General features: G+C 65.5%; 17 protein-coding genes. 2 read left to right on the forward strand and 15 right to left on the reverse strand.

Going from position 1 to position 19,030, the window contains the following annotated elements; translation table 11 throughout:
* Positions 1-24 precede the first annotated feature (24 nt).
* The 6 genes from trkA to dusB all read right to left on the reverse strand — a co-directional run bounded on the left by trkA (position 25) and on the right by dusB (position 8,979).
* Positions 25-1,401, reverse strand: a complete 1,377-nt coding sequence (trkA, locus tag GM910_RS01960; RefSeq protein WP_159585818.1) for a Trk system potassium transporter TrkA — start codon at positions 1,399-1,401, stop codon at positions 25-27.
* Between the two features lie 162 nt (positions 1,402-1,563).
* Positions 1,564-2,925, reverse strand: a complete 1,362-nt coding sequence (gene ntrX / locus GM910_RS01965; protein ID WP_159585819.1) for a nitrogen assimilation response regulator NtrX — start codon at positions 2,923-2,925, stop codon at positions 1,564-1,566.
* Entirely contained in the window at positions 2,915-5,203 is a 2,289-nt protein-coding gene (locus GM910_RS01970) for a sensor histidine kinase NtrY-like (RefSeq protein WP_159585820.1), read from the reverse strand. The genes ntrX and GM910_RS01970 overlap by 11 nt, the downstream gene beginning before the upstream one ends.
* Positions 5,204-5,312: 109 nt before the next feature.
* The gene (gene ntrC / locus GM910_RS01975) at positions 5,313-6,794 is read right to left on the reverse strand and encodes a nitrogen regulation protein NR(I) (protein ID WP_159585821.1); all 1,482 of its coding nucleotides are present in this window, start codon (positions 6,792-6,794) and stop codon (positions 5,313-5,315) included.
* Entirely contained in the window at positions 6,791-7,936 is a 1,146-nt protein-coding gene (locus tag GM910_RS01980) for a two-component system sensor histidine kinase NtrB (protein ID WP_159585822.1), read from the reverse strand. Before GM910_RS01980 ends, ntrC begins: the two co-directional genes overlap by 4 nt.
* Positions 7,933-8,979: a tRNA dihydrouridine synthase DusB gene (gene dusB, locus GM910_RS01985; protein WP_159586034.1), complete on the reverse strand. Its 1,047-nt coding sequence runs from the start codon at positions 8,977-8,979 to the stop codon at positions 7,933-7,935. Before dusB ends, GM910_RS01980 begins: the two co-directional genes overlap by 4 nt.
* A 144-nt stretch (positions 8,980-9,123) precedes the next feature.
* On the opposite strand from dusB, the gene GM910_RS01990 reads away from it, so the two are divergent.
* Positions 9,124-10,350, forward strand: coding sequence for a bifunctional 2-C-methyl-D-erythritol 4-phosphate cytidylyltransferase/2-C-methyl-D-erythritol 2,4-cyclodiphosphate synthase (locus GM910_RS01990; RefSeq protein WP_159585823.1), 1,227 nt, complete (start codon positions 9,124-9,126; stop codon positions 10,348-10,350).
* A gap of 7 nt (positions 10,351-10,357) precedes the next feature.
* The gene (locus GM910_RS01995) at positions 10,358-10,852 is read left to right on the forward strand and encodes a CinA family protein (RefSeq protein WP_159585824.1); all 495 of its coding nucleotides are present in this window, start codon (positions 10,358-10,360) and stop codon (positions 10,850-10,852) included.
* 190 nt (positions 10,853-11,042) lie between these two features.
* Here GM910_RS01995 and GM910_RS02000 read toward each other — a convergent pair whose 3' ends face one another.
* The 9 genes from GM910_RS02000 to GM910_RS02040 form a co-directional block, all read right to left on the reverse strand.
* Positions 11,043-11,504 carry a type II toxin-antitoxin system RatA family toxin gene (locus GM910_RS02000; RefSeq protein ID WP_159585825.1) on the reverse strand — a complete coding sequence of 154 codons (462 nt, stop codon included), beginning with the start codon at positions 11,502-11,504 and terminating at the stop codon, positions 11,043-11,045.
* Positions 11,505-11,512: 8 nt separating this feature from the next.
* Positions 11,513-12,484, reverse strand: a complete 972-nt coding sequence (lipA, locus tag GM910_RS02005; RefSeq protein WP_159586035.1) for a lipoyl synthase — start codon at positions 12,482-12,484, stop codon at positions 11,513-11,515.
* Positions 12,485-12,600: 116 nt separating this feature from the next.
* Positions 12,601-12,858 (reverse strand): GlsB/YeaQ/YmgE family stress response membrane protein, encoded by a 258-nt coding sequence (locus tag GM910_RS02010; protein ID WP_159585826.1) that lies wholly within the window; start codon positions 12,856-12,858, stop codon positions 12,601-12,603.
* 81 nt (positions 12,859-12,939) lie between these two features.
* On the reverse strand, positions 12,940-14,403 hold the full coding sequence (gene lpdA, locus GM910_RS02015) for a dihydrolipoyl dehydrogenase (RefSeq protein WP_159585827.1): 1,464 nt from the start codon (positions 14,401-14,403) through the stop codon (positions 12,940-12,942).
* Between the two features lie 51 nt (positions 14,404-14,454).
* Positions 14,455-15,012: an HdeD family acid-resistance protein gene (locus GM910_RS02020; protein ID WP_159585828.1), complete on the reverse strand. Its 558-nt coding sequence runs from the start codon at positions 15,010-15,012 to the stop codon at positions 14,455-14,457.
* Between the two features lie 16 nt (positions 15,013-15,028).
* Complete coding sequence (locus tag GM910_RS02025; RefSeq protein ID WP_159586036.1) at positions 15,029-15,667, reverse strand: SGNH/GDSL hydrolase family protein; 639 nt, start codon at positions 15,665-15,667, stop codon at positions 15,029-15,031.
* On the reverse strand, positions 15,664-16,131 hold the full coding sequence (locus tag GM910_RS02030; protein ID WP_343032950.1) for an endonuclease domain-containing protein: 468 nt from the start codon (positions 16,129-16,131) through the stop codon (positions 15,664-15,666). The genes GM910_RS02025 and GM910_RS02030 overlap by 4 nt, the downstream gene beginning before the upstream one ends.
* A 97-nt stretch (positions 16,132-16,228) precedes the next feature.
* Positions 16,229-17,599 carry a pyruvate dehydrogenase complex dihydrolipoamide acetyltransferase gene (locus GM910_RS02035; RefSeq protein WP_159585829.1) on the reverse strand — a complete coding sequence of 457 codons (1,371 nt, stop codon included), beginning with the start codon at positions 17,597-17,599 and terminating at the stop codon, positions 16,229-16,231.
* A gap of 15 nt (positions 17,600-17,614) precedes the next feature.
* Positions 17,615-19,015: a pyruvate dehydrogenase complex E1 component subunit beta gene (locus tag GM910_RS02040; RefSeq protein ID WP_159585830.1), complete on the reverse strand. Its 1,401-nt coding sequence runs from the start codon at positions 19,013-19,015 to the stop codon at positions 17,615-17,617.
* Positions 19,016-19,030: the final 15 nt, after the last annotated feature.

Raw genomic sequence — 19,030 nt, forward strand, 5'->3', positions numbered from 1 at the left:
GAAGTTCCTGCGAATCGGGCGGTCTCAGAAAAATTCCAGGCTGACGCGAAAGAGCTGCTCGACCTGGCGCACCGCACTCTCCAGCGCGAAGATGACGACCCGGTCCTTCGGCTTGATACGCAGTGAACCACTCGGCTTGAGGACCGTGCCGTCGCGATAGACGGCGCCGATGCGCATCCCGTCCGGCAGTTCCTGCTCGCTGAGCGGCGGGCCGACCAGCGGCGAGGTCTCCAGGGCCTCGGCCTCGAGGATCTCGGCTGCCCCCTTCTGGACGTTGTGGACGGCACGGATGCGGCCGCGGCGCACGTGCTGCAGAACCTTGGAGATGGTCACAGCGCGCGGGTTCACATGGGCATCGATGCCCAGCGTCTTGGCGAATTCGTGATAGGTGGGGTTGTTGATGAGCACCAGGTTCGACTTGCAGCCGAGCCGCTTGGCGATCACGCTCGAAAGGATGTTGACCTGATCATCGTTGGTGAGGGCCACCATCAGGTCTGCATGGTCGATGTCAGCCTCCAGAAGCAGCTTCTGCTCGAGCGCGCTGCCGTTGAGCACGACCGTGCGGCGCAAATCGTCGGCGATGGCGACGGCGCGCTCGCGGTTGCTCTCGATGATCTTCACCTTGGTGCGGCTGCGCTTGCGCTCCAGCGAGCGGGCGACGTAGCGACCGATATTGCCGCCGCCGGCAATGACGATGCGGGTGGCCTCGGCCTCCTCATGCCCGAACAGGCCCAAGGTGCGGCGGACCTGGTCCTTTGTGGTGACGACATAGGCCATGTCGCCGGCCATCAGCTGATCGCCGGAATGCGGGACGAACAGGTTGCCGTTGCGCGACACGCCCACCACGGTAGAGGGCAGATCGGGGAAAAGCTCGGTCAGCTGCGCCAGCGGCGTGTTGATGACCGGGCACTCCTCCTGGCATTCGATCGCCACCATGGCCACGCGCCCGTCGGCGAAGGCCACCACGTCGGTGGCGCCGGGAAGAGCGATGCGCCTGAGCACCATTTCGCCCACCTCGAGTTCCGGCGAGATGATGACGTCGATCGGCAGGTGATCGCGCGAGAAAAGGTCCATGTAGTGGGACTGCAGATAGGACTGCGAGCGGATGCGCGCGACCTTGGTCGGCACGTTGAAGAGCGAGTGCGCAACCTGGCAGGCCACCATGTTGACCTCGTCGTAGAGCGTGACGGCGATGATCATGTCGGCCTGCTGGGCGCCGGCGGCTTCCAAGACCTCCGGATGCGCGCCATGGCCGACGAAGCCGCGCACATCGAGCGCGTCGCGCACGCCGCGGATGAGCTCGGCCGAGGTGTCGATGACCGAGACGTCGTTTTGCTCCGCCGCCAGCCGCTCGGCAATGCCATAGCCGACCTGGCCGGCGCCGCAGATGATGACCTTCATGGGTTCATTGCCTTGTCATGAGTGAGTAGTGAGTAGTGAATAGTGAGTAGAGAACCCACGCCGCGCTTGTCACCGGCTGCCATTCGCTATCTCGCCACTCTTTTCTATTCACTACTCACTACTCACTACTCACTATTCACCACTCACTATTCACTGCTCCCCCTACACCCCAAGCGACTTCAGCTTCCTGTGCAGCGCCGAGCGCTCCATGCCGATGAACTCGGCGGTGCGCGAGATGTTGCCGCCGAATCGGTTGATCTGCGCCAGAAGGTACTCCTTCTCGAAGAGTTCGCGCGCCTCGCGCAGCGGCAGTGCCATGATATGCTGGTCGCCTTGTGTCGGCACACGCGGCATGACGTCGCCGATCTCGGCGGGCAACAGGTCGGCGGTTATCGGCGCGTCGCCGTCGTCGCCGCGCGTCAGGATCAGAAGCCGCTCGACGTTGTTGCGCAGTTGGCGAACATTGCCCGGCCAGTCGTGCGCCTGCAGAACGGCCAGCGCGTCCTCGCCGAGGCGGCGCGGCTTGATGCCCACCTGAGTGACGATCTGCTGCATGAAATGCTCGATCAGGACCGGGATATCCTCGCGCCGCTCCGACAGCGGTGGAACCGCGACCGGCACAACGGCCAGGCGGTGGTAGAGATCCTCGCGGAAGCGGCCCTCGGCGATCAAGGCCTCCAGGTTCCGCGCCGTGGAGGAGACGATGCGTACGTCGACCTTGACCCGCTTGGTGCCGCCTACCCGCTCGAACTGCTGATCCACCAGAACGCGCAGGATCTTGGCTTGCGTCTCGCTCGGCATGTCGGCGACTTCGTCGAGGAAGAGCGTGCCGCGATGGGCCTCCTCCAGGGCGCCCACCTTGCGCTCGCTGCCATTTGATTCGGTGCCGAACAGCTCGATCTCCATGCGCTCGGGCGTGATCGAGGCGGCGTTCACGGAAACGAAGGGACCGGTGCTGCGGCTGGAAACGGCATGGATGGCACGCGCGGCCAGCTCCTTGCCGGAACCCGACGGGCCGATCAGCATGATGCGACTGTTGCTGGGGGCGATGCGCTCGATCGTCTGACGCAGGTGGTTGATCGCCGGCGAGTTGCCGACGAGGTCGAAGCTCTCGCCGCTGCGCTTCTTCAGGTCCAGGACCTCGCGCTTGAGCTTGGACGTCTCCAGCGCCCGCTCGCAGATGAGGATCAGCCGGTCGGCCTTGAAGGGCTTTTCGATGAAATCATAGGCGCCGCGCTTGATGGCCGACACCGCCGTCTCGATGGTGCCGTGGCCGGAGATCATCACCACCGGCAAATCGGGATGCATCTCCTTGATCTTGTCGAGCAGCGCCAGCCCGTCGAGGGTGGAGCCCTGCAGCCAGATATCGAGCAGCACCAGCCGCGGCACGCGCTCGGTGATGGCCGCCAAGGCGCCATCGCTGTCGCCGGCGGTGCGCGCCTCGTGCCCCTCGTCGCTCAAGATGCCGGCGACAAGCTCGCGGATATCTTCCTCGTCGTCGATGACCAGTATGTCAGACGCCATTATCGACCTTTTCCGTCTCTCCAGCAGAATTGCCCGCCCCTTCCCCGGAAGCGCCGCCGGCCGGTGCACCCGGCAGGATCATGCGGATCATCGCCCCTACACCACCATGGAAGTTCGCCGGCGCGTCGTTGAGCTCCAGCCGCCCCCCATGGTCTTCGATTATCTTCTTGACGATGGCAAGGCCAAGGCCGGTGCCTTTCTCGCGCGTCGTCATGTACGGCTCGAGCAGCCGCTGGCGGTTTTCCCGCGGCAGGCCCTTGCCGTTGTCGATAACCGCCACCTCGATGGTCTTGCCCACCTGCCGTGCGACTATGCGGATCACACCCTGGCGCTCGCCTTCCTCGCGGATCGCAGCGTCGATGGCCTCCGACGCGTTCTTGATGACGTTGCCGAAGGCCTGGCTCATCAGGCGCGTGTCGAAACGGCCGATCAACGGCTTCTCGCCCAGCGCCCGTTCGACCCTGATGTCGGAGCGGCTGACCTCGACCAGGAAGGACGCCTCGCGCAGCGGCTCGCGCAGGTCGAGCCGCTGGATGTCGGGCTTGGGCATGCGCGCGAAGGTGGAGAACTCGTCCACCATGCGGCCGATGTCTCCCACCTGGCGGATGATCGTGTCCGTGCACTGGTCGAAGACCTCGCGGTCCTCGGTGATGACCTTGCCGTATCGCCGGCGGATGCGCTCGGCCGAAAGCTGGATCGGCGTGAGCGGGTTCTTGATCTCATGGGCGATGCGCCGGGCAACATCCGCCCAGGCCGAAGAGCGCTGCGCCTGCACGAGGTCGGTGATGTCGTCGACGGTGACGACGTAGGAGCGCTCGTCCGTCTCGCCGACGCTTTCCTCGGTGGTGATCTGAACGTTGAACGTGCGCTCCGCGCCGGCGCGGTAGAAGGTGAGCTGGTGGCGATAGACCTGGCGGCCGGACGTCCGCCCCATCTCGAACACGCGGCCGATCTGCGGCAGGACGGCGGAGAGATTCTGCCCCACGGCCCGGTCGGTGGAAATGGCCAGCATGGTTTCGGCCGAGCGGTTGACCATGGAGACCGTGCCCCGGGCGTCGACGCCTATAACACCCGCCGTGACGCCCGAAAGCACCGCCTCGGTGAAGCGGCGGCGCTCGTCGATGACGTCACGCGCGGAGATGAGCTCGTCGCGCTGGGTCTTGAGCTGCAGGGTCATCTTGTTGAAGGTGTCGCCCAGCGAGGCTACGTCGCCGTCCGAGGGACGGACGGGCACCGCCACGTCGAGATTGCCGGTCGAGACCGCGCCCGCCGCACCGATAAGCTGACGGATCGGCCGCACCAGCCGGTCGGCCACGGCGATGCCCGTCCAGATTGCCGCCAGCACGATGGCCAGCGTGACGACGAGGTAGAGCAGCGCGAAGGCGACCTGGGTGTTGATGCGGTTTTCCTCCAGCGAGCGGTACTCGCCGGTGTTCTCCGCGACGATGCGCTGCGCCTTGATGACCTGGGGGTCGAGCTCGCGCAGGGCGTAGAGATAGACGTCGGGGATCTCGCGCAGCTTGACGATTGCCGCGATCAGGTTGCCCGGCGGCAGGTCGAACAGCACCGGCCGCCCTTCGGCAGCCCGCTGCAAGGCGCCGTCGGGCGGAGCGGGAATCTCGATCGGCTCGGGCATGTCCGCGCCCATGATGACCTCCTCGTCCTCCCGCATGAGAACCGCGTGGGCAAGGCCGCGGACCACCGCCTGCTGGGTGAGGCGCTGGCGGAAGCCGATCCGGTCGAGATTGTAGAGGGAGCGGAGACGGTCGAGGTCGATCGCCATGGAGAGTGTCGTGCCCTGCAGATTACGGGCGTGATCGGATACGTAGGCCTCGGCGATGGACAGGGACGACTGCACGATGACACGGGTCCGCAGCTCGAACCAGCGGTCGAGGCCGACATCGAGCGTGATGGAAGCGACGATGGCGACGAGGATTGCGGGTATCGCCGCAACAAGCGAGAACATGGCGACGATGCGCACGTGCAGCCTGGATGCCGCCTTGCCTCCCTTGCGCGCCGTATAGATGCGGTGCGCCTCGCGTCCAATCAGCGCCAGAAGCAGGAGGACGAATGCGGCGTTGATGCCGATCAGCGCCAGCGTGGTGCCGGCATCGGGAGTGAACGGGGTGAGCCCCAGGAGAACGGCAAACGAGATGGCCGCCGTCACCAGCGCACCCGCAGCCGCCAGAATGCCCGGCAGCGCCATCAGGCGGCGGCCGTCATTCGGCGCGGAACGGTAAACCGGTTCTCCGGCCATGGCAGATGCCTGCGTACTCATCGATGCTCAACTCGGTGGCGCCAATGCCCAACGATCCATTGCGTTGCAGGTATGCAACGCAATGTGGCGACTTTGCAACGCCTACCTTCTCCAGGCCGAAGAAGGAAAACTAACTGGGGACGACTTCGCCCGGCGGCTGCTTCGAGGCGCGGTACACGTCGACCCCCAGCTCGCGTATCTTCTTGCGAAGCGTGTTGCGGTTCAAGCCCAAGAGTTCGGCGGCGCGAATCTGGTTCCCCTGGGTCGCCGCGAGTGCCGCCAGGATCAACGGATACTCCACCTCGGCCACGATCCGATGGTAGAGACCCGGCGGCGGCAGCGCCGCACCGAAGCTGCGGAAGTGACGCTGCAGATACTGCTCGACCGCCTGGCCAAGCGGCAGGTCCTCGGGCAGCCCCTCGCCCTGGCGCGGACCCTCGGCGACCGCGGCGCCGCGCAGCTCGTTGAGGATGATTTCCTCGGAGATCTCGTCCTGTGGATAGAGCGCGGCCAGCCGGCGCACGAGATTTTCCAGTTCCCGCACGTTGCCGGGCCAAGCGTATTGCATCATCGCATCGAGCCCGCCCCTGGCGATGCGCTTGGCGTGCAAGCCCTCCTGCTCGGCCTGGCCGAAGAAATGGCGCACCAGATCGGGGATGTCCTCGGCCCGCTCTCGCAGCGGCGGCAGGCGCAGCGGCACGACGTTGAGGCGGTAGAACAGGTCCTCGCGGAACAGGCCCTGGTTGATGAGGGCGCGCAGGTCCTTGTTTGTGGCGGCGACGATGCGCACGTCGGTCTTGATCGGCGTGCGCCCGCCGACGGTGGTGTATTCGCCCTGCTGGAGAACGCGGAGCAGCCGCGTCTGCGCCTCCATGGGCATATCGCCGATCTCGTCGAGGAAAAGCGTGCCGCCCTCGGCCTGCTCGAAACGGCCCGAGGAGCGCTGCTGGGCGCCGGTGAAAGCGCCCTTTTCGTGGCCGAAGAGTTCCGATTCGATCAGGTCGCGCGGGATCGCCGCCATGTTGATGGCCACGAAGGGCCCGTTGCGGCGGCGGCCGAACTCGTGCAGCGCACGCGCCACCAGCTCCTTGCCAGTGCCCGATTCGCCGCTGATCATGACGGTGAGGTCCGTCTGCATCATGCGGGCGAGCATGCGATAGATGTCCTGCATGGCCGGCGAGCGGCCGATGAGCGGCATGGAATCGGGCGCATCGTTGGCGCGGTTTTCGGCAGGCCGGCCCTTCGGCTCGGCGAGCGCCCGGCCGACAATGCCGAGAAGTTCAGTCAGGTCGAAAGGCTTCGGCAGATATTCGTAGGCGCCGACCTCGGAGGCACGGATCGCCGTCATGAAGGTGTTCTGCGCGCTCATGACGATGACAGGCAGGTCGGGCCTGGTCTTGCGGATGCGCGGCAGCATGTCGAAGGCGTTCTCGTCCGGCATCACCACATCGGTGATAACGAGATCGCCCTCGCCCGCCGACACCCAGCGCCACAGCGTTGCGGCGTTCGACGTCACGCGGACATGGTGGCCGACGCGCGACAGTGCCTGGTTCAGGACGGTGCGGATGGCCGCGTCGTCGTCGGCCACCAGGATGCTGCCTTGTACGCTCATGCCTTCGGTCCTGTTTTCTGCCGCCCGCCCCGTTCGCCGGCCTCTGCGCGCCAGGCCGGCATGAGGATGCGGAAGGTGGTGCCGCGCGAGGAGGAATCGCACTCGATGACGCCGCCATGGGCGCCGACGATCTTGGCTACCAGCGCCAGCCCTAGGCCGGAGCCGTTCTGCTTGGTGGTGATGAAGGGGTCGAAGATGATCGACCGGATGTCTTCGGAAACCCCGGGGCCGTTGTCGTGGACGCAGAACTCCATCGGCAACGACACGCGCTCGCGCGTGCCGGGCACGGAAAAGCGGATGCCGGGGCGAAAGGCGGTGGAAAGCTTTATCTCGCCACCGCTTGTGTTTCCAATGGCTTCCGCCGCGTTCTTGATAAGGTTCAGGAAGACCTGGACGAGCTGGTCGCGGTTGGCGAGGACCGGCGGCAGCGAGGGATCGTAGTCCTCGACGATGGATATATGGCGGGCAAACCCGTTCTGGGCGAGCGCCTTCACATGATCGAGGATGACATGGATGTTGGCCGGCTCGCGGTTCACCGGCCGCTCGTCGGAAAAGACCTCCATGCGGTCGACCAGGGCGACGATCCGGTCCGTTTCCTCGGTGATCAGGCGGGCGAGCGCACGGTCTTCGTCTGAGACCACGTTTTCCAGAAGCTGTGCCGCACCGCGGATGCCCGACAGCGGGTTCTTGATCTCATGCGCCAGCATCGCTGCAAGCCCCGTCACCGAGCGGGCCGCACCCCGGTGGGTCATCTGCCGGTCGATCTTTTCCGCCATCGAGCGTTCCTGGAACATGATGACGACGAAGCCCGGCAACTCCGAGACCGGGGCGACGTAGATGTCGACGATCTTGTCCGAGCCGAGGCGCGGCGAGGAGATATCGACGCGGTACTCGTTGACCGGTGCGCGGCGCTCGCGCACCTGGTCCACCAAGGTCAACAGCGGACTGCCGAAGGGCACGAAGTCCGAGAGCCGGTTGCGCGCCAGCATCGTCGCGCTCAGGCGGAAGAAGTCTTCGGCCTCGGCGTTGACGAATGGGATGAAGCCGTCGTCGTCGACCATGACGACGGGATGGCCGATGGCGTTGATCGCCAATTGCGCCACGTTCACGATGCTGCTGTCGGACAAGATATCGGTGCTCATGCGACCATCCTTTGAGGAGACGCGGGTCTTTGCGGAAATGCGGACATTCGCGAAGCGGCGGGCCCGGCGAACGCGACCGCCAGGTGGTTGAGCACCTTGGCAGGCTCCGTTTCCGTCATGATCGCCGGCCGCAGCGATGCCGCGGCTTCACCGCCATGGCGCTCCAGGTACCAGCCCAGATGCTTGCGGGCATGGCGCACGCCCTGCTGAAGCCCGTAATGGGCGAGCATGTCTTCATAGTGTACCGCAACGTAGCCGGCCATTTCGGCCGCATCGCGCGGCACGCCCGGGGCTTGCGCGCCGGCTGCGAAGTGGGCGAGCGCGCCTGCCGTCCACGGCGCACCGTAATGCGCCCTGCCGATCATGACGGCGTTCGCGCCCGACTGCGCCAGCATGGCGGCCGCCTCGGCCGGTCCGTCGCCGTCGCCGTTCGCGACGACCGGGATCGATACCGCCTGCCCGACGCGCGCGATCGCCCGCCAATCCGCCCTGCCCTTATAGAACTGACAGCGCGTGCGCCCGTGTATGGTCACCATGGCGATACCCGCTTCTTCGGCATGCCGCGCGATGGCGGGCGCATTGAGGCAATCCTCGTCCCAGCCGAGGCGCATCTTCAGCGTCACCGGGACGCGTACCGCCTTCACCACCGCCTCGATCAGCGACAATGCATGATCGGGCTCGCGCATCAGCGCCGAGCCCGAATAGCCACCCGTCACCTTCTTGGCCGGACATCCCATGTTGATGTCGACGATGTCGGCACCCTCGCCCGCGGCAATGCGCGCGGCTTCCGCCATCCAGCGCGCCTCGCGGCCGGCGATCTGCACCATGTGGACGTCGATCTCCGGCCGGCGGCGGATGCGGCGGGCGCTCTCCGCCCTACCCTTCGCCAATTCGCCGCTGGCAACCATCTCGGAGACGACGAGGCCGGCGCCGTGACGATGCGCGCGCAGGCGGAACGGCAAATCCGTGACACCCGACATGGGCGCCAGGAAGACCCGGTTGCGCAGCGCCACCGCTCCGACCCGCAGAGGGCATGCAAGCATCTCGACAGGATTTTTGCTCAAAAAGCATGCACCTTCGTTGTTTGCCTAATTCTTAGCCACAAACCGTTCGGTGCGCAACGGGTTTGGCAGCGCCTTAGCAGAAATCCGTTGGCATTTCACGATTGCCGTGATTATCCCTCCCGCATGAACGCGCTTCTTGAACAGGGCAAGGCGGCGGCCAAGCGTCGGATTGCCGCGGTGATCGTCGCCGCGGGCCGTGGCGAGCGTGCCGGGCAGAACGGCAACGGGCCGAAGCAATACCGCCCCATCGGCGGCAAGTCGGTGATCCGGTACACGCTGGAAACCTTTGCCGCGCACGAGCGGATCGACACCATCGCCGTGGCGATCCACCCCGAGGACAGCACGCTGTTCGCGGCCGCCTGCGAGGGCATCGACGGCGATATCCGCACCATCCATGGCGGCTCGTCGCGGCAGGAATCGACGCGCCTTGCGCTCGCCGCCCTTGCCGAACTGAAGCCGGATATCGTCCTGATCCACGACGGCGTGCGGCCTTTCATCGACGGCGCCCTCATCGACCGCGTCATCGACGCCGTGGCCGACGGGACGGGCGCGCTTCCGGCCGTCGCCATTTCCGACACGCTGAAGCGGAGCGGCGCCGACATGCTGGTTAAGGGCACGGTGCCGCGGGCCGACCTCTTCGCCGCGCAGACGCCGCAGGGCTTTTCCTTCCTGACGATCCTTGCCGCCCACGAGAAGGCGCTCAAGGAAGGACGCCTCGATTTCACCGACGATGCGGCGATCGCCGAATGGGCCGGCATTCCGGTGCGGCTCGTGGAAGGATCGCCCGACAACACGAAGCTCACCTGGGCGCGCGACATGGCGCTTGCCGACCAGCGGCTGAGCGCGGTGCGGATGCCCGACGTGCGTACGGGAAACGGCTATGACGTGCACGCCTTCGGCAAGGGCGACCGGGTGTGGCTCTGCGGCGTCGAGATCGCCCATGAGAAGGCGTTGCAGGGGCACTCCGACGCCGATGTCGGCCTGCATGCGCTCACCGATGCGCTGCTTGCCACCTGCGGCGCCGGTGACATCGGTACCCATTTCCCGCCCTCCGACCCACAATGGAAGGGCGCGCGCTCGCGCCTCTTCGTCGAGCATGCGGTGAAGCTCGTGCGGGCGCGCGGCGGGCGCATCGCCAATGCCGATATCACGCTGATCTGCGAGGCGCCGCGCATCGGGCCGCACCGGGAGGCGATGGTGGCGGAACTTTCCGATATGCTGCGGATTGCGCCCGAGCGCGTTTCCGTCAAGGCGACGACCAACGAGAAGCTGGGCTTCGTCGGCCGCGAGGAAGGCATCGCGGCCATTGCGACGGCGACAGTCGTCTACCCCGATTTTCTGCCGGAGTGAGGGCTTCATGAGCGACGTCGAGATGCTGGCGAAAAGGGTGTTGCAGGCTTGCGAGGAGCGCGGCTTGAAGCTCGCCACGGCCGAATCCTGCACCGGCGGCATGATCGCCGCCGCCATTACCGATCTCGCCGGCGCCTCGAACGTGCTGGAGCGCGGGTTCGTCACCTATTCCAACGAGGCGAAGGTGGAGATGCTGGGGGTTTCGCCGCAGACGCTGGGGACCCGCGGGGCGGTGTCGGAGGAGACGGCGCTGGAGATGGCGGCCGGCGCGCTTGCCCATTCGCGCGCCGACATCGCCGTCTCGGTGACGGGTGTCGCGGGGCCCGGCGGCGGCACGGCGGAGAAACCGGTTGGCCTCGTCTGGTTCGGGCTCGCCGTGAAAGGAAAGGAGCCGCGTGCGCAAAAGCGTCTGTTTACCGGCACGCGGGGCCAGGTACGCAGCGAGAGCGTGGCGACGGCGCTTTCGCTCATGCTGGAAGTATCGCAGGAACGAGCGCCGTGAAACCCGAGCCTCTCATGTTGAGCTGAGCGCCCTCGTGGTTCGACAAGCTCACCATGAGGGCTACTGGGGCGTCGGGCGCGTTTCGATGCTGAGGGGCCGAGCGGTTGTCGCACGGGAATACGCACAGGCTTCAACACAAGCGGCGAGGCTCAAGTAGCCCTCATGGTGAGCTTGTCGAACCACGAGGGCGCTAGGCGACGCTTCCTTTCCCGTAGACGGCGTCCGCCCGCCGCTCGAAAGCTTCGGAAAACATGCGGAAGGCGCGGTCGAACATGGCGCCCATCAGCATGCCGAGCATGCGGCTCTTGAACTCGTATTCGATGAAGAAGTGCACGTCCGTCTGGCTTTCGCCCTCCGGATCGAAGCGCCAGCGGTTCTGCAGGAAGCGGAACGGGCCGTCGATATAACGCACGTCGATAATGCGTTCCTGCGGTTTCAGGACCACCTGGCTGGTGAAGGTCTCGCGGATGGCCTTGTAGCCCACCGTCATGTCGGCGAGCAGGATCGTCACGCCGTCGCGCTCCTTGCGCGAGCGCACGTTGAGCGCCTCGCACATGGGCACGAATTGCGGATAGGCCTCGATGTCCGCCACCAGGGCGAACATCTGCTCGGGCGGGTGGTTCACCCGGCGGACCGTCTCGTGTTTGGGCATCGGAAGCTTTACGCCGTCCTGGCCGCCGAAAGCCGCGCCTCACGCGCCGCCCTGAGGCGGGTGAAGTCGTCGCCGGCATGGTGCGAGGAGCGCGTCAGCGGGCTCGAGGAGACCATCAGGAAGCCCTTGGTGTAGGCGATGGTCTCGTAGGACTTGAATTCCTCGGGCGTGACGAACTTCTTCACCGGATGGTGCTTTCGCGTCGGCTGCAGGTACTGGCCGATGGTGATGAAGTCGACATCCGCCGAGCGCAGGTCGTCCATGAGCTGCAGCACCTCGTTGCGCTCTTCGCCGAGCCCCACCATGATGCCGGACTTGGTGAACATCGACGGGTCCAGCTCCTTCACCCGCTGCAGGAGGCGGATGGAGTGGAAATAGCGGGCGCCGGGGCGCACGGTGAGGTACTTCGACGGCACGGTCTCCAGATTGTGGTTGAAGACGTCGGGCCTGGCCGCCACGACCATCTCCAAAGCACCGTCCTTGCGCAGAAAATCGGGGGTGAGGATCTCGATGGTCGTTTCCGGCGAGACCTTGCGTATGGCGTGGATGACGTCGACGAAATGCTGTGCGCCGCCGTCCTTCAGGTCGTCCCGGTCGACCGAGGTGATCACCACGTGGGTCAACCCCATCTCGCGCACGGCCTTGGCGACGTTTGCCGGCTCATTCGGGTCGAGCGGGCCGGGAATGCCGGTCGCCACGTTGCAGAAGGCGCATGCGCGGGTGCAGATCTCGCCCATGATCATGAAGGTGGCGTGCTTCTTGTCCCAGCACTCGCCGATATTGGGGCAGCCGGCTTCCTCGCAGACCGTGACGAGGTTGTTCGACTTCACGATCTCGCGCGTTTCCAGATAGCCCTTCGAGGTGGGCGCCTTGACGCGGATCCACTCGGGCTTCCTGAGCACCTCCTGGTCGGGCCGGTGCGCCTTTTCCGGATGGCGCGGGCGCGGCTTCGCGGAGACGGTGTCGAGAACGGTAACCATCATTTCCTCTGTTTCTTCAATTCGCCGGCCTGGTTGCGCCTTTTACACATATAGAGATTGCCGCCGGCGGCAAAAGCCCGCCTGCCCATCGGCAGGCGGGCTTGTCGATGATCGGCTTATCGTCCTCCGCGAATCAGCCGATAAAGCCAGATCAGGAGGCAGGCACCGATAACGGCGACGACGAGCTGGCCGATGATGCCGCCGAAGGTGGCACCCATGAGTGCAATCAAAATCGCGTTGAGGACGACAGCGCCGACCACACCGAGGACGATGTTAAGCAGAAGGCCGTGCCCGGCGGCCTTCATGATCTTCTCGGCGAGCCAACCGGCTATGCCGCCGATGACAATCGTCAAAATCCAACCTACACCCTCCATTCGAAGTCTCCTGCTTTGGTTGCGGATCGGTACAAACTATACGCGACAATCCTGCACCGGTTACCGCCGGCGCAAGGCACTTCAAGCATTCAGCGTCCGCCCGTAAGCGTCGAGAACGCTCTCTTTCATCATCTCCGAAAGCGTGGGATGTGGGAAGATGGTGTGCATAAGTTCCTCTTCCGTGGTTTCCAGGTTCATAGCGATGACGAAACCCTGGATGAGCTCCGTCACCTCGGCGCCGATCATGTGCGCGCCTAGAAGTTCGCCGGTTTTCTTGTCGAGGATCGTCTTGACGAAGCCCTGGTCTTCGCTGAGCGCAATGGCCTTGCCGTTGGCGGCGAACTGGAAGCGGCCGACGCGGATGTCGCGGCCTTCTTCCTTGGCCTTCTCTTCCGTCAGCCCGACAGAGGCGACCTGCGGCTGGCAATAGGTGCAGCCGGGAACCCGGTTCTTGTCGAGTGCGTGCACGCCGGGCACGCCGGCGATCTTCTCCACGCACACGACGCCCTCGTGCTCGGCCTTGTGGGCGAGCATGGGCGGGCCGGCGACATCGCCGATGGCGTAGATGCCGGGAACGTTGGTGTGCCCGTAGCCGTCGACGATGACCATGCCGCGCTCAGTCTTCACGCCGGCAGATTCAAGACCGAGGTTCTCGATATTGCCCTGCACGCCAACGGCCGAGACGAGACGCTCGGCGGCGATCTTCTCCACCTTGCCGTCCTTCATCTCGACATGAGCCGTGACCTTGCCCGACCCCTTCTCCACCTTCGTGACCTTGGCCTCGACATGGAACTTTATGCCCTGCTTCTCGAGCTGCCGCTTGGCGAACTTGGAGATTTCCGCGTCCTCCACGGGCAGGATCTGCGGCAGGAGCTCGACCACCGTCACTTCCGAGCCCATGGTGCGGTAGAAGCTTGCGAACTCGATGCCGATGGCGCCCGAGCCCATGACGATGAGCGATTTGGGGATTTCCTTCGGCACCATCGCCTCGAAATAGGTCCAGATCAGCTTGCCGTCGGGCTCGACACCCGGCAGGACGCGCGGGCGTGCGCCGGTGGCCAGAATGATGTGTTTTGCCTTGTAGGTCCCCTCGCCCAGCGTGGCCTTCGGGGCTGCCGGTTGCGGCTCCATCGGCTTCTTCGCCGGCTTGGAGACGACGACTTCGCCCGGCTGTGACCCTGTGGAGGCCTTGGCGATCTTCGCCTCGCCCCAGATGACGTCGACCTTGTTCTTCTTCATGAGGAAGCCCACGCCGCCGTTGAGCCGGGTGGAGACCTTGCGCGAGCGGTCGACGACGGCAGCGGCATCCACGGAGACCTTGCCGTCTACCTTCAGCCCGTAATCCTTGGCATTTTCGACATAGTGCAGGATTTCGGCCGAGCGCAGGAGCGCCTTTGTGGGGATGCAGCCCCAGTTGAGGCAGATACCACCCAGATGCTCGCGCTCTACGATGGCCGTCTTGAATCCAAGTTGCGCCGAGCGCACGGCCGTGACGTAGCCGCCCGGACCGGAGCCTATGATGATGACGTCGTAGGTTTCAGCCACGGCTCAATTTCTCCTTCATTCAAATCACGCGCCCGGCCCTATCGCCGGTTCTCAGGTGTTGCCTGCTGCACGCAGGCCGAAGGCCACCAGCAGCAGGAAAACGCCGTTCGACAAAAGTTCGACGGCCAAGAGGATGCCGAGCACGGCGGAGGCCGACCACGGCATGTCGGCCAGGATCATGCCGCCCAGCACCAGGGACAGGAGACCCGAGACGAACACCCAGACCCAGCCGGGGATCGGCCTCAACGCATAGGCGTACATCAGCTTCACGACGCCCAGGACGATGAAGATGATGGCGACCAGGACCGTGAGCGAGATGATGCCTTCCATCGGCCGGAAGAGCAGCGAGATGCCTATGGCGAGCGCCAGCGCTCCGAGCAGCAGCGACCACAGGAAGATCGGCCAGCTCCCGCGACGCAGCCTGAAGGCCTGGATGACCTGCAGCACCCCGAACAGCGTGAACGCCCATGCGGCCAAAAGAGCCGCCGTCATGGTCGCGGCGAACGGATTGGCGAGCGCAACGATACCGCCGATGAGCGAGATGGCGCCGAGAACGGCAAGCCACACCCAGGAAGACCGCAACTGTCTATGCTCTACGGAATTGGCCATTGTCATCCCTCCTTGATCAAAGGCCGAATAATCGGCGGACCGCCGGTTCCAGCCCGTCGCCGATGGCGCGGGTGTTCCCGGCGTCCAGATGCACGCCGTCCAGAGACGTCGTGCGGGCGACCGAGCCGGCATCGAAGAAGGCGCAGCCGCTATCCTCGGCAAGCTGCGCGTAGAGCGGGGCCAGCTTCTTCGATTCGGCGATGCCGCCCTCGAACATGGCGGCGAAGTCGGCATTGTCGGTGTCGCAGAGCGGCGGCGGCGCGACGAGCAGGACGGCCGGCGCCTTCCAGTCGAAGGGGTAGTCATGGCGGCGGATGATGTCGATCAGCCGCCTCATGCCCTGCTTGGCGCCGACGGCGCGGCCGCAGATCACCGGTTTCATGTCGTTCGTGCCGAGCATGATGATGACGAGGTCGAGCGGCGCGTGGGTGGACAGAAGCGTGGGCAGGATGCGCGCACCGTTCCGGTCGGCGCCGGAAAGCCAGTCGTCATAGGCCGTGGTACGGCCGCCAAGCCCCTCGGGGATCACCCGCGCCGCCTCACCCAGGCGGGCCTGAAGCGCCGACGGCCAGCGGTCCTCGTATATATGCCGGTCCTCGGCCTCCGCGTTGTGGCCGTAGGTGAGCGAGTCTCCGTAGCAAAGAATGGTCTTCATGGGCGCGGCCTCCGCGAGTCCAGCGACTCCCCTCCCCCTTGGGGGAGGGTGGCCCTGACGGCTTGCCGGCGGGGTCGGGTGGGGGTCGGCGCGACGAGCGCGGCATGGATAGTATCGAGCACTGGGTCGAGCTCCCGCATGATCTCATAGTTCGAGAACCTCAGTACGCGAAAGCCCTGCCGCCTCAAGTAAGCATCCCTGCGCGCATCATATGCGATTGCCGCGTCGGTGCCGTGCTGATTACCGTCCACCTCGATGATCAGCCAATGCCTGAGGCAGCAGAAGTCCACCACGTAGGTCCCAATAGGCACCTGCCGCCGGAAGTGTGTACCTTCCAGCGGCAGCTTCTCGCGCATGTGCCACCAAAGGCGTCTTTCCGCGTCGGTCATTTCCTTACGAAGTTTCGGCGCGTTCGCTCTCGCCTTGACCGTCGGCGCTCTCCTTGGCGGTCTATTCCACGGCATTTCCCCCTCCTGAACCTTGGCACAAGTTCGCCGACCCCCACCCGTCCAGCCGCCTGGCGGCGGCTGTCCACCCTCCCCCAAGGGGGAGGGAAAGGAGCTACACCAGCATGCCAAACGGCTTCTCCACCAGCCGCTTGAATGCGGAGAGCAGTTCGGCGCCGAGCGCCCCGTCGACGGCGCGGTGGTCCGTCGACAGCGTCGCCGACATGATGGTGGCGGCTTTGATCTCGCCGTTCTTCACCACCGCCCGCTCTTCGCCCGCGCCGACCGCCAGGATGGTCGCGTGCGGCGGGTTGATGACGGCGGCAAAATCCTTGATGCCGTACATGCCCAGATTGGACACCGCCGTCGTGCCGCCCTGGTATTCCTCCGGCTTCAGCCTGCGGCTCCTGGCGCGGGCGGCCAGGTCCTTCATCTCGTTGGAGATCGCCGACAGGGTCTTTTCTTCGGCGCGGCGCACGATCGGCGTGATCAGCCCGCCGGGAATGGCCACAGCCACGCCGACATCGGCATGGCTGTGCTTCACCATCGCACTCTCCGTCCACGAGGCGTTGGCGCCGGGCACTGCTACAAGCGCCATCGCCATCGCCTTGATGATGAAGTCGTTGACCGACAGCTTGTAGGCCGGCTTCTCGCCATCCTCGGTCTTCACCAGCGGCGCGGCCTCGTTGAGCTGCTTGCGCAGGGCCAAAAGCGCGTCGATCTCGCAGTCGAGCGTCAGGTAGAAATGCGGGATGGTGGACTTCGCCTCGACCAGGCGGCGGGCGATGGTCTTGCGCATGCCGTCATGCGGCACGAGCTCGTAGGAGCCTTCCTCGAAGAGCTTCAGCACCTGGTCGTCCGACATGGGCGCGGGGGGCTTGGGCGTGGTGGCCGGCGCTTCGGGCGCTTTGGCCGCGCCACCCGAAAGCGCCGCCTCGACGTCCGCCTTCACCACGCGGCCGCGCGGGCCGGAGCCGGCGACGGCGGCAAGGTCGATGCCGGCCTCCCGGGCGATGCGGCGGGCGAGCGGGGAGGAGAAGACGCGGCCGTCCTTCCCCCCTTCGACAACTTCGAGACGGGGAGGCCGAGCGGCCGGAGACGGCGCCGGCCGGGCGTCTTCTTGGCCGGCCAGCGTGCGCTCGCCGCCACTCTCCTGCGCCGCTTCGACAGGTTGGGGACTTGGGGAGGAAGGGGCAGCCGCACCGCCGTTCCCGGCGGCCTTGGCGGCTTCGGCCACGTCCTCGCCCTCTTCCGCGAGCACGGCGATCAGTGCATTCACCTTCACGCCTTCCGTGCCCTCGGGCACGACGATCTTGGCGACGGTCCCTTCATCCACCGCCTCCACTTCCATGGTCGCCTTGTCGGTCTCGATCTCGGCGATGACGTCGCCGGACGAAACGCTGTCCCCCTCCTTGACCAGCCACTTGGCGAGGTTCCCTTCCTCCATGGTGGGCGAAAGGGCCGGCATGGTGATCTGAATCGGCATATAGGATCCCTCTCCTTAGCCCCGATAGGTGACGGCCTTCACCGCCTCGACGACTTCGGCCACGCTGGGCAGCGCCAGCTTTTCCAGATTGGCGGCATACGGCATCGGCACATCCTTGCCCGCAACGGTGATGACCGGCGCGTCGAGATAGTCGAAGGCGCGCTGCATCACCTGGGCAGCGATGTGGTCGCCGACGGAGGATTGCGGAAAGCCTTCCTCGACGGTGACCAGCCGGTTGGTCTTCTTCACCGATTCGATGACGGTATCGAGATCCATGGGCCGGATCGTGCGCAGGTCGATGATCTCCACGTCGAGGCCCATGCCGCGCAGCTCCTCCTCGGCCTTGACCGCGTAGGTCATGCCGATGCCGAAGGAGACGATGGTCGCATCCTTGCCCGCCTTGTGGATGCGCGCCTTGCCGATGGGGAGCACGAAATCGTCGAGCTGCGGCACATCGAAGGTCTGGCCGTAGAGGATTTCGTTTTCGAGGAAGATCACCGGGTTGGGATCGCGGATGGCCGCCTTCAGCAAGCCCTTGGCGTCGGCTGCCGTATAGGGCATCACCACCTTGAGGCCAGGGATGTGGCCGTACCAGGCGGCGTAGTCCTGGCTGTGCTGGGCGGCGACGCGGGCGGCCGCACCGTTGGGGCCGCGGAAGACGATGGGAGCGCCCATCTGACCACCGGCCATGTAGAGCGTCTTGGCCGCCGAATTGACGAGCTGGTCCATCGCCTGCATGGCGAAGTTGAAGGTCATGAACTCGACGATGGGCTTGAGCCCCGCGAAGGCCGCGCCGATGCCGACGCCGGCGAAGCCGTGCTCGGTGATCGGCGTGTCGACCACGCGCTTGTCGCCGAATTCCTGCAGCAGGCCCTGGGTCACCTTATAGGCGCCCTGATACTCCGCCACCTCCTCGCCCATGACGAAGACGTCCTCGTCGCGGCGCATTTCCTCGGCCATGGCGTCGCGCAGCGCTTCGCGCACGGTGGTGGGCACCATTTCGGTGCCTTCGGGAATGTCGGGATCGGCGGGAAGCGCCGGCGCCTCGGCCTTTGGCACGGCGGCGGGCTTAGGCGTCTCCTCGACCTTCTGCGCCGCCGGCTCTTCCGCCGGTGCCTGGGCGGCGGCCGGAGGCGCGCTCACGGGAGCCTTGGAAAGGTCTTCCTCGCTCTCGCCGTCGGCGAGCAACAGGGCGATGGGTGTGTTGACCTTCACGCCTTCGGTACCCTCACCGATGAGGATCCTGCCGATCTTTCCTTCGTCGATCGCTTCGACCTCCATGGTCGCCTTGTCGGTCTCGATCTCGGCAATCACATCGCCGGGGGCGACGGCATCGCCTTCCTTCTTCAGCCATTTGGCCAGATTGCCCTCCTCCATGGTCGGGGAGAGCGCGGGCATGAGAATTTCCGTGGGCATCGGCAGCGCCTCCCC

This window comes from Chelativorans xinjiangensis, assembly GCF_009812055.1.
Taxonomy (GTDB): domain Bacteria; phylum Pseudomonadota; class Alphaproteobacteria; order Rhizobiales; family Rhizobiaceae; genus Chelativorans; species Chelativorans xinjiangense.

Coding starts and splice junctions, on each gene's coding strand:
- trkA (WP_159585818.1), bottom strand. CDS start 1,401: ATGAAGGTCATCATCTGCGGCGCCGGCCAGGTCGGCTATGGCATTGCC.
- ntrX (WP_159585819.1), bottom strand. CDS start 2,925: ATGGCGTCTGACATACTGGTCATCGACGACGAGGAAGATATCCGCGAG.
- GM910_RS01970 (WP_159585820.1), bottom strand. CDS start 5,203: ATGAGTACGCAGGCATCTGCCATGGCCGGAGAACCGGTTTACCGTTCC.
- ntrC (WP_159585821.1), bottom strand. CDS start 6,794: ATGAGCGTACAAGGCAGCATCCTGGTGGCCGACGACGACGCGGCCATC.
- GM910_RS01980 (WP_159585822.1), bottom strand. CDS start 7,936: ATGAGCACCGATATCTTGTCCGACAGCAGCATCGTGAACGTGGCGCAA.
- dusB (WP_159586034.1), bottom strand. CDS start 8,979: ATGCTTGCATGCCCTCTGCGGGTCGGAGCGGTGGCGCTGCGCAACCGG.
- GM910_RS01990 (WP_159585823.1), top strand. CDS start 9,124: ATGAACGCGCTTCTTGAACAGGGCAAGGCGGCGGCCAAGCGTCGGATT.
- GM910_RS01995 (WP_159585824.1), top strand. CDS start 10,358: ATGAGCGACGTCGAGATGCTGGCGAAAAGGGTGTTGCAGGCTTGCGAG.
- GM910_RS02000 (WP_159585825.1), bottom strand. CDS start 11,504: ATGCCCAAACACGAGACGGTCCGCCGGGTGAACCACCCGCCCGAGCAG.
- lipA (WP_159586035.1), bottom strand. CDS start 12,484: ATGGTTACCGTTCTCGACACCGTCTCCGCGAAGCCGCGCCCGCGCCAT.
- GM910_RS02010 (WP_159585826.1), bottom strand. CDS start 12,858: ATGGAGGGTGTAGGTTGGATTTTGACGATTGTCATCGGCGGCATAGCC.
- GM910_RS02020 (WP_159585828.1), bottom strand. CDS start 15,012: ATGGCCAATTCCGTAGAGCATAGACAGTTGCGGTCTTCCTGGGTGTGG.
- GM910_RS02025 (WP_159586036.1), bottom strand. CDS start 15,667: ATGAAGACCATTCTTTGCTACGGAGACTCGCTCACCTACGGCCACAAC.
- GM910_RS02030 (WP_343032950.1), bottom strand. CDS start 16,131: ATGCCGTGGAATAGACCGCCAAGGAGAGCGCCGACGGTCAAGGCGAGA.
- GM910_RS02035 (WP_159585829.1), bottom strand. CDS start 17,599: ATGCCGATTCAGATCACCATGCCGGCCCTTTCGCCCACCATGGAGGAA.
- GM910_RS02040 (WP_159585830.1), bottom strand. CDS start 19,015: ATGCCCACGGAAATTCTCATGCCCGCGCTCTCCCCGACCATGGAGGAG.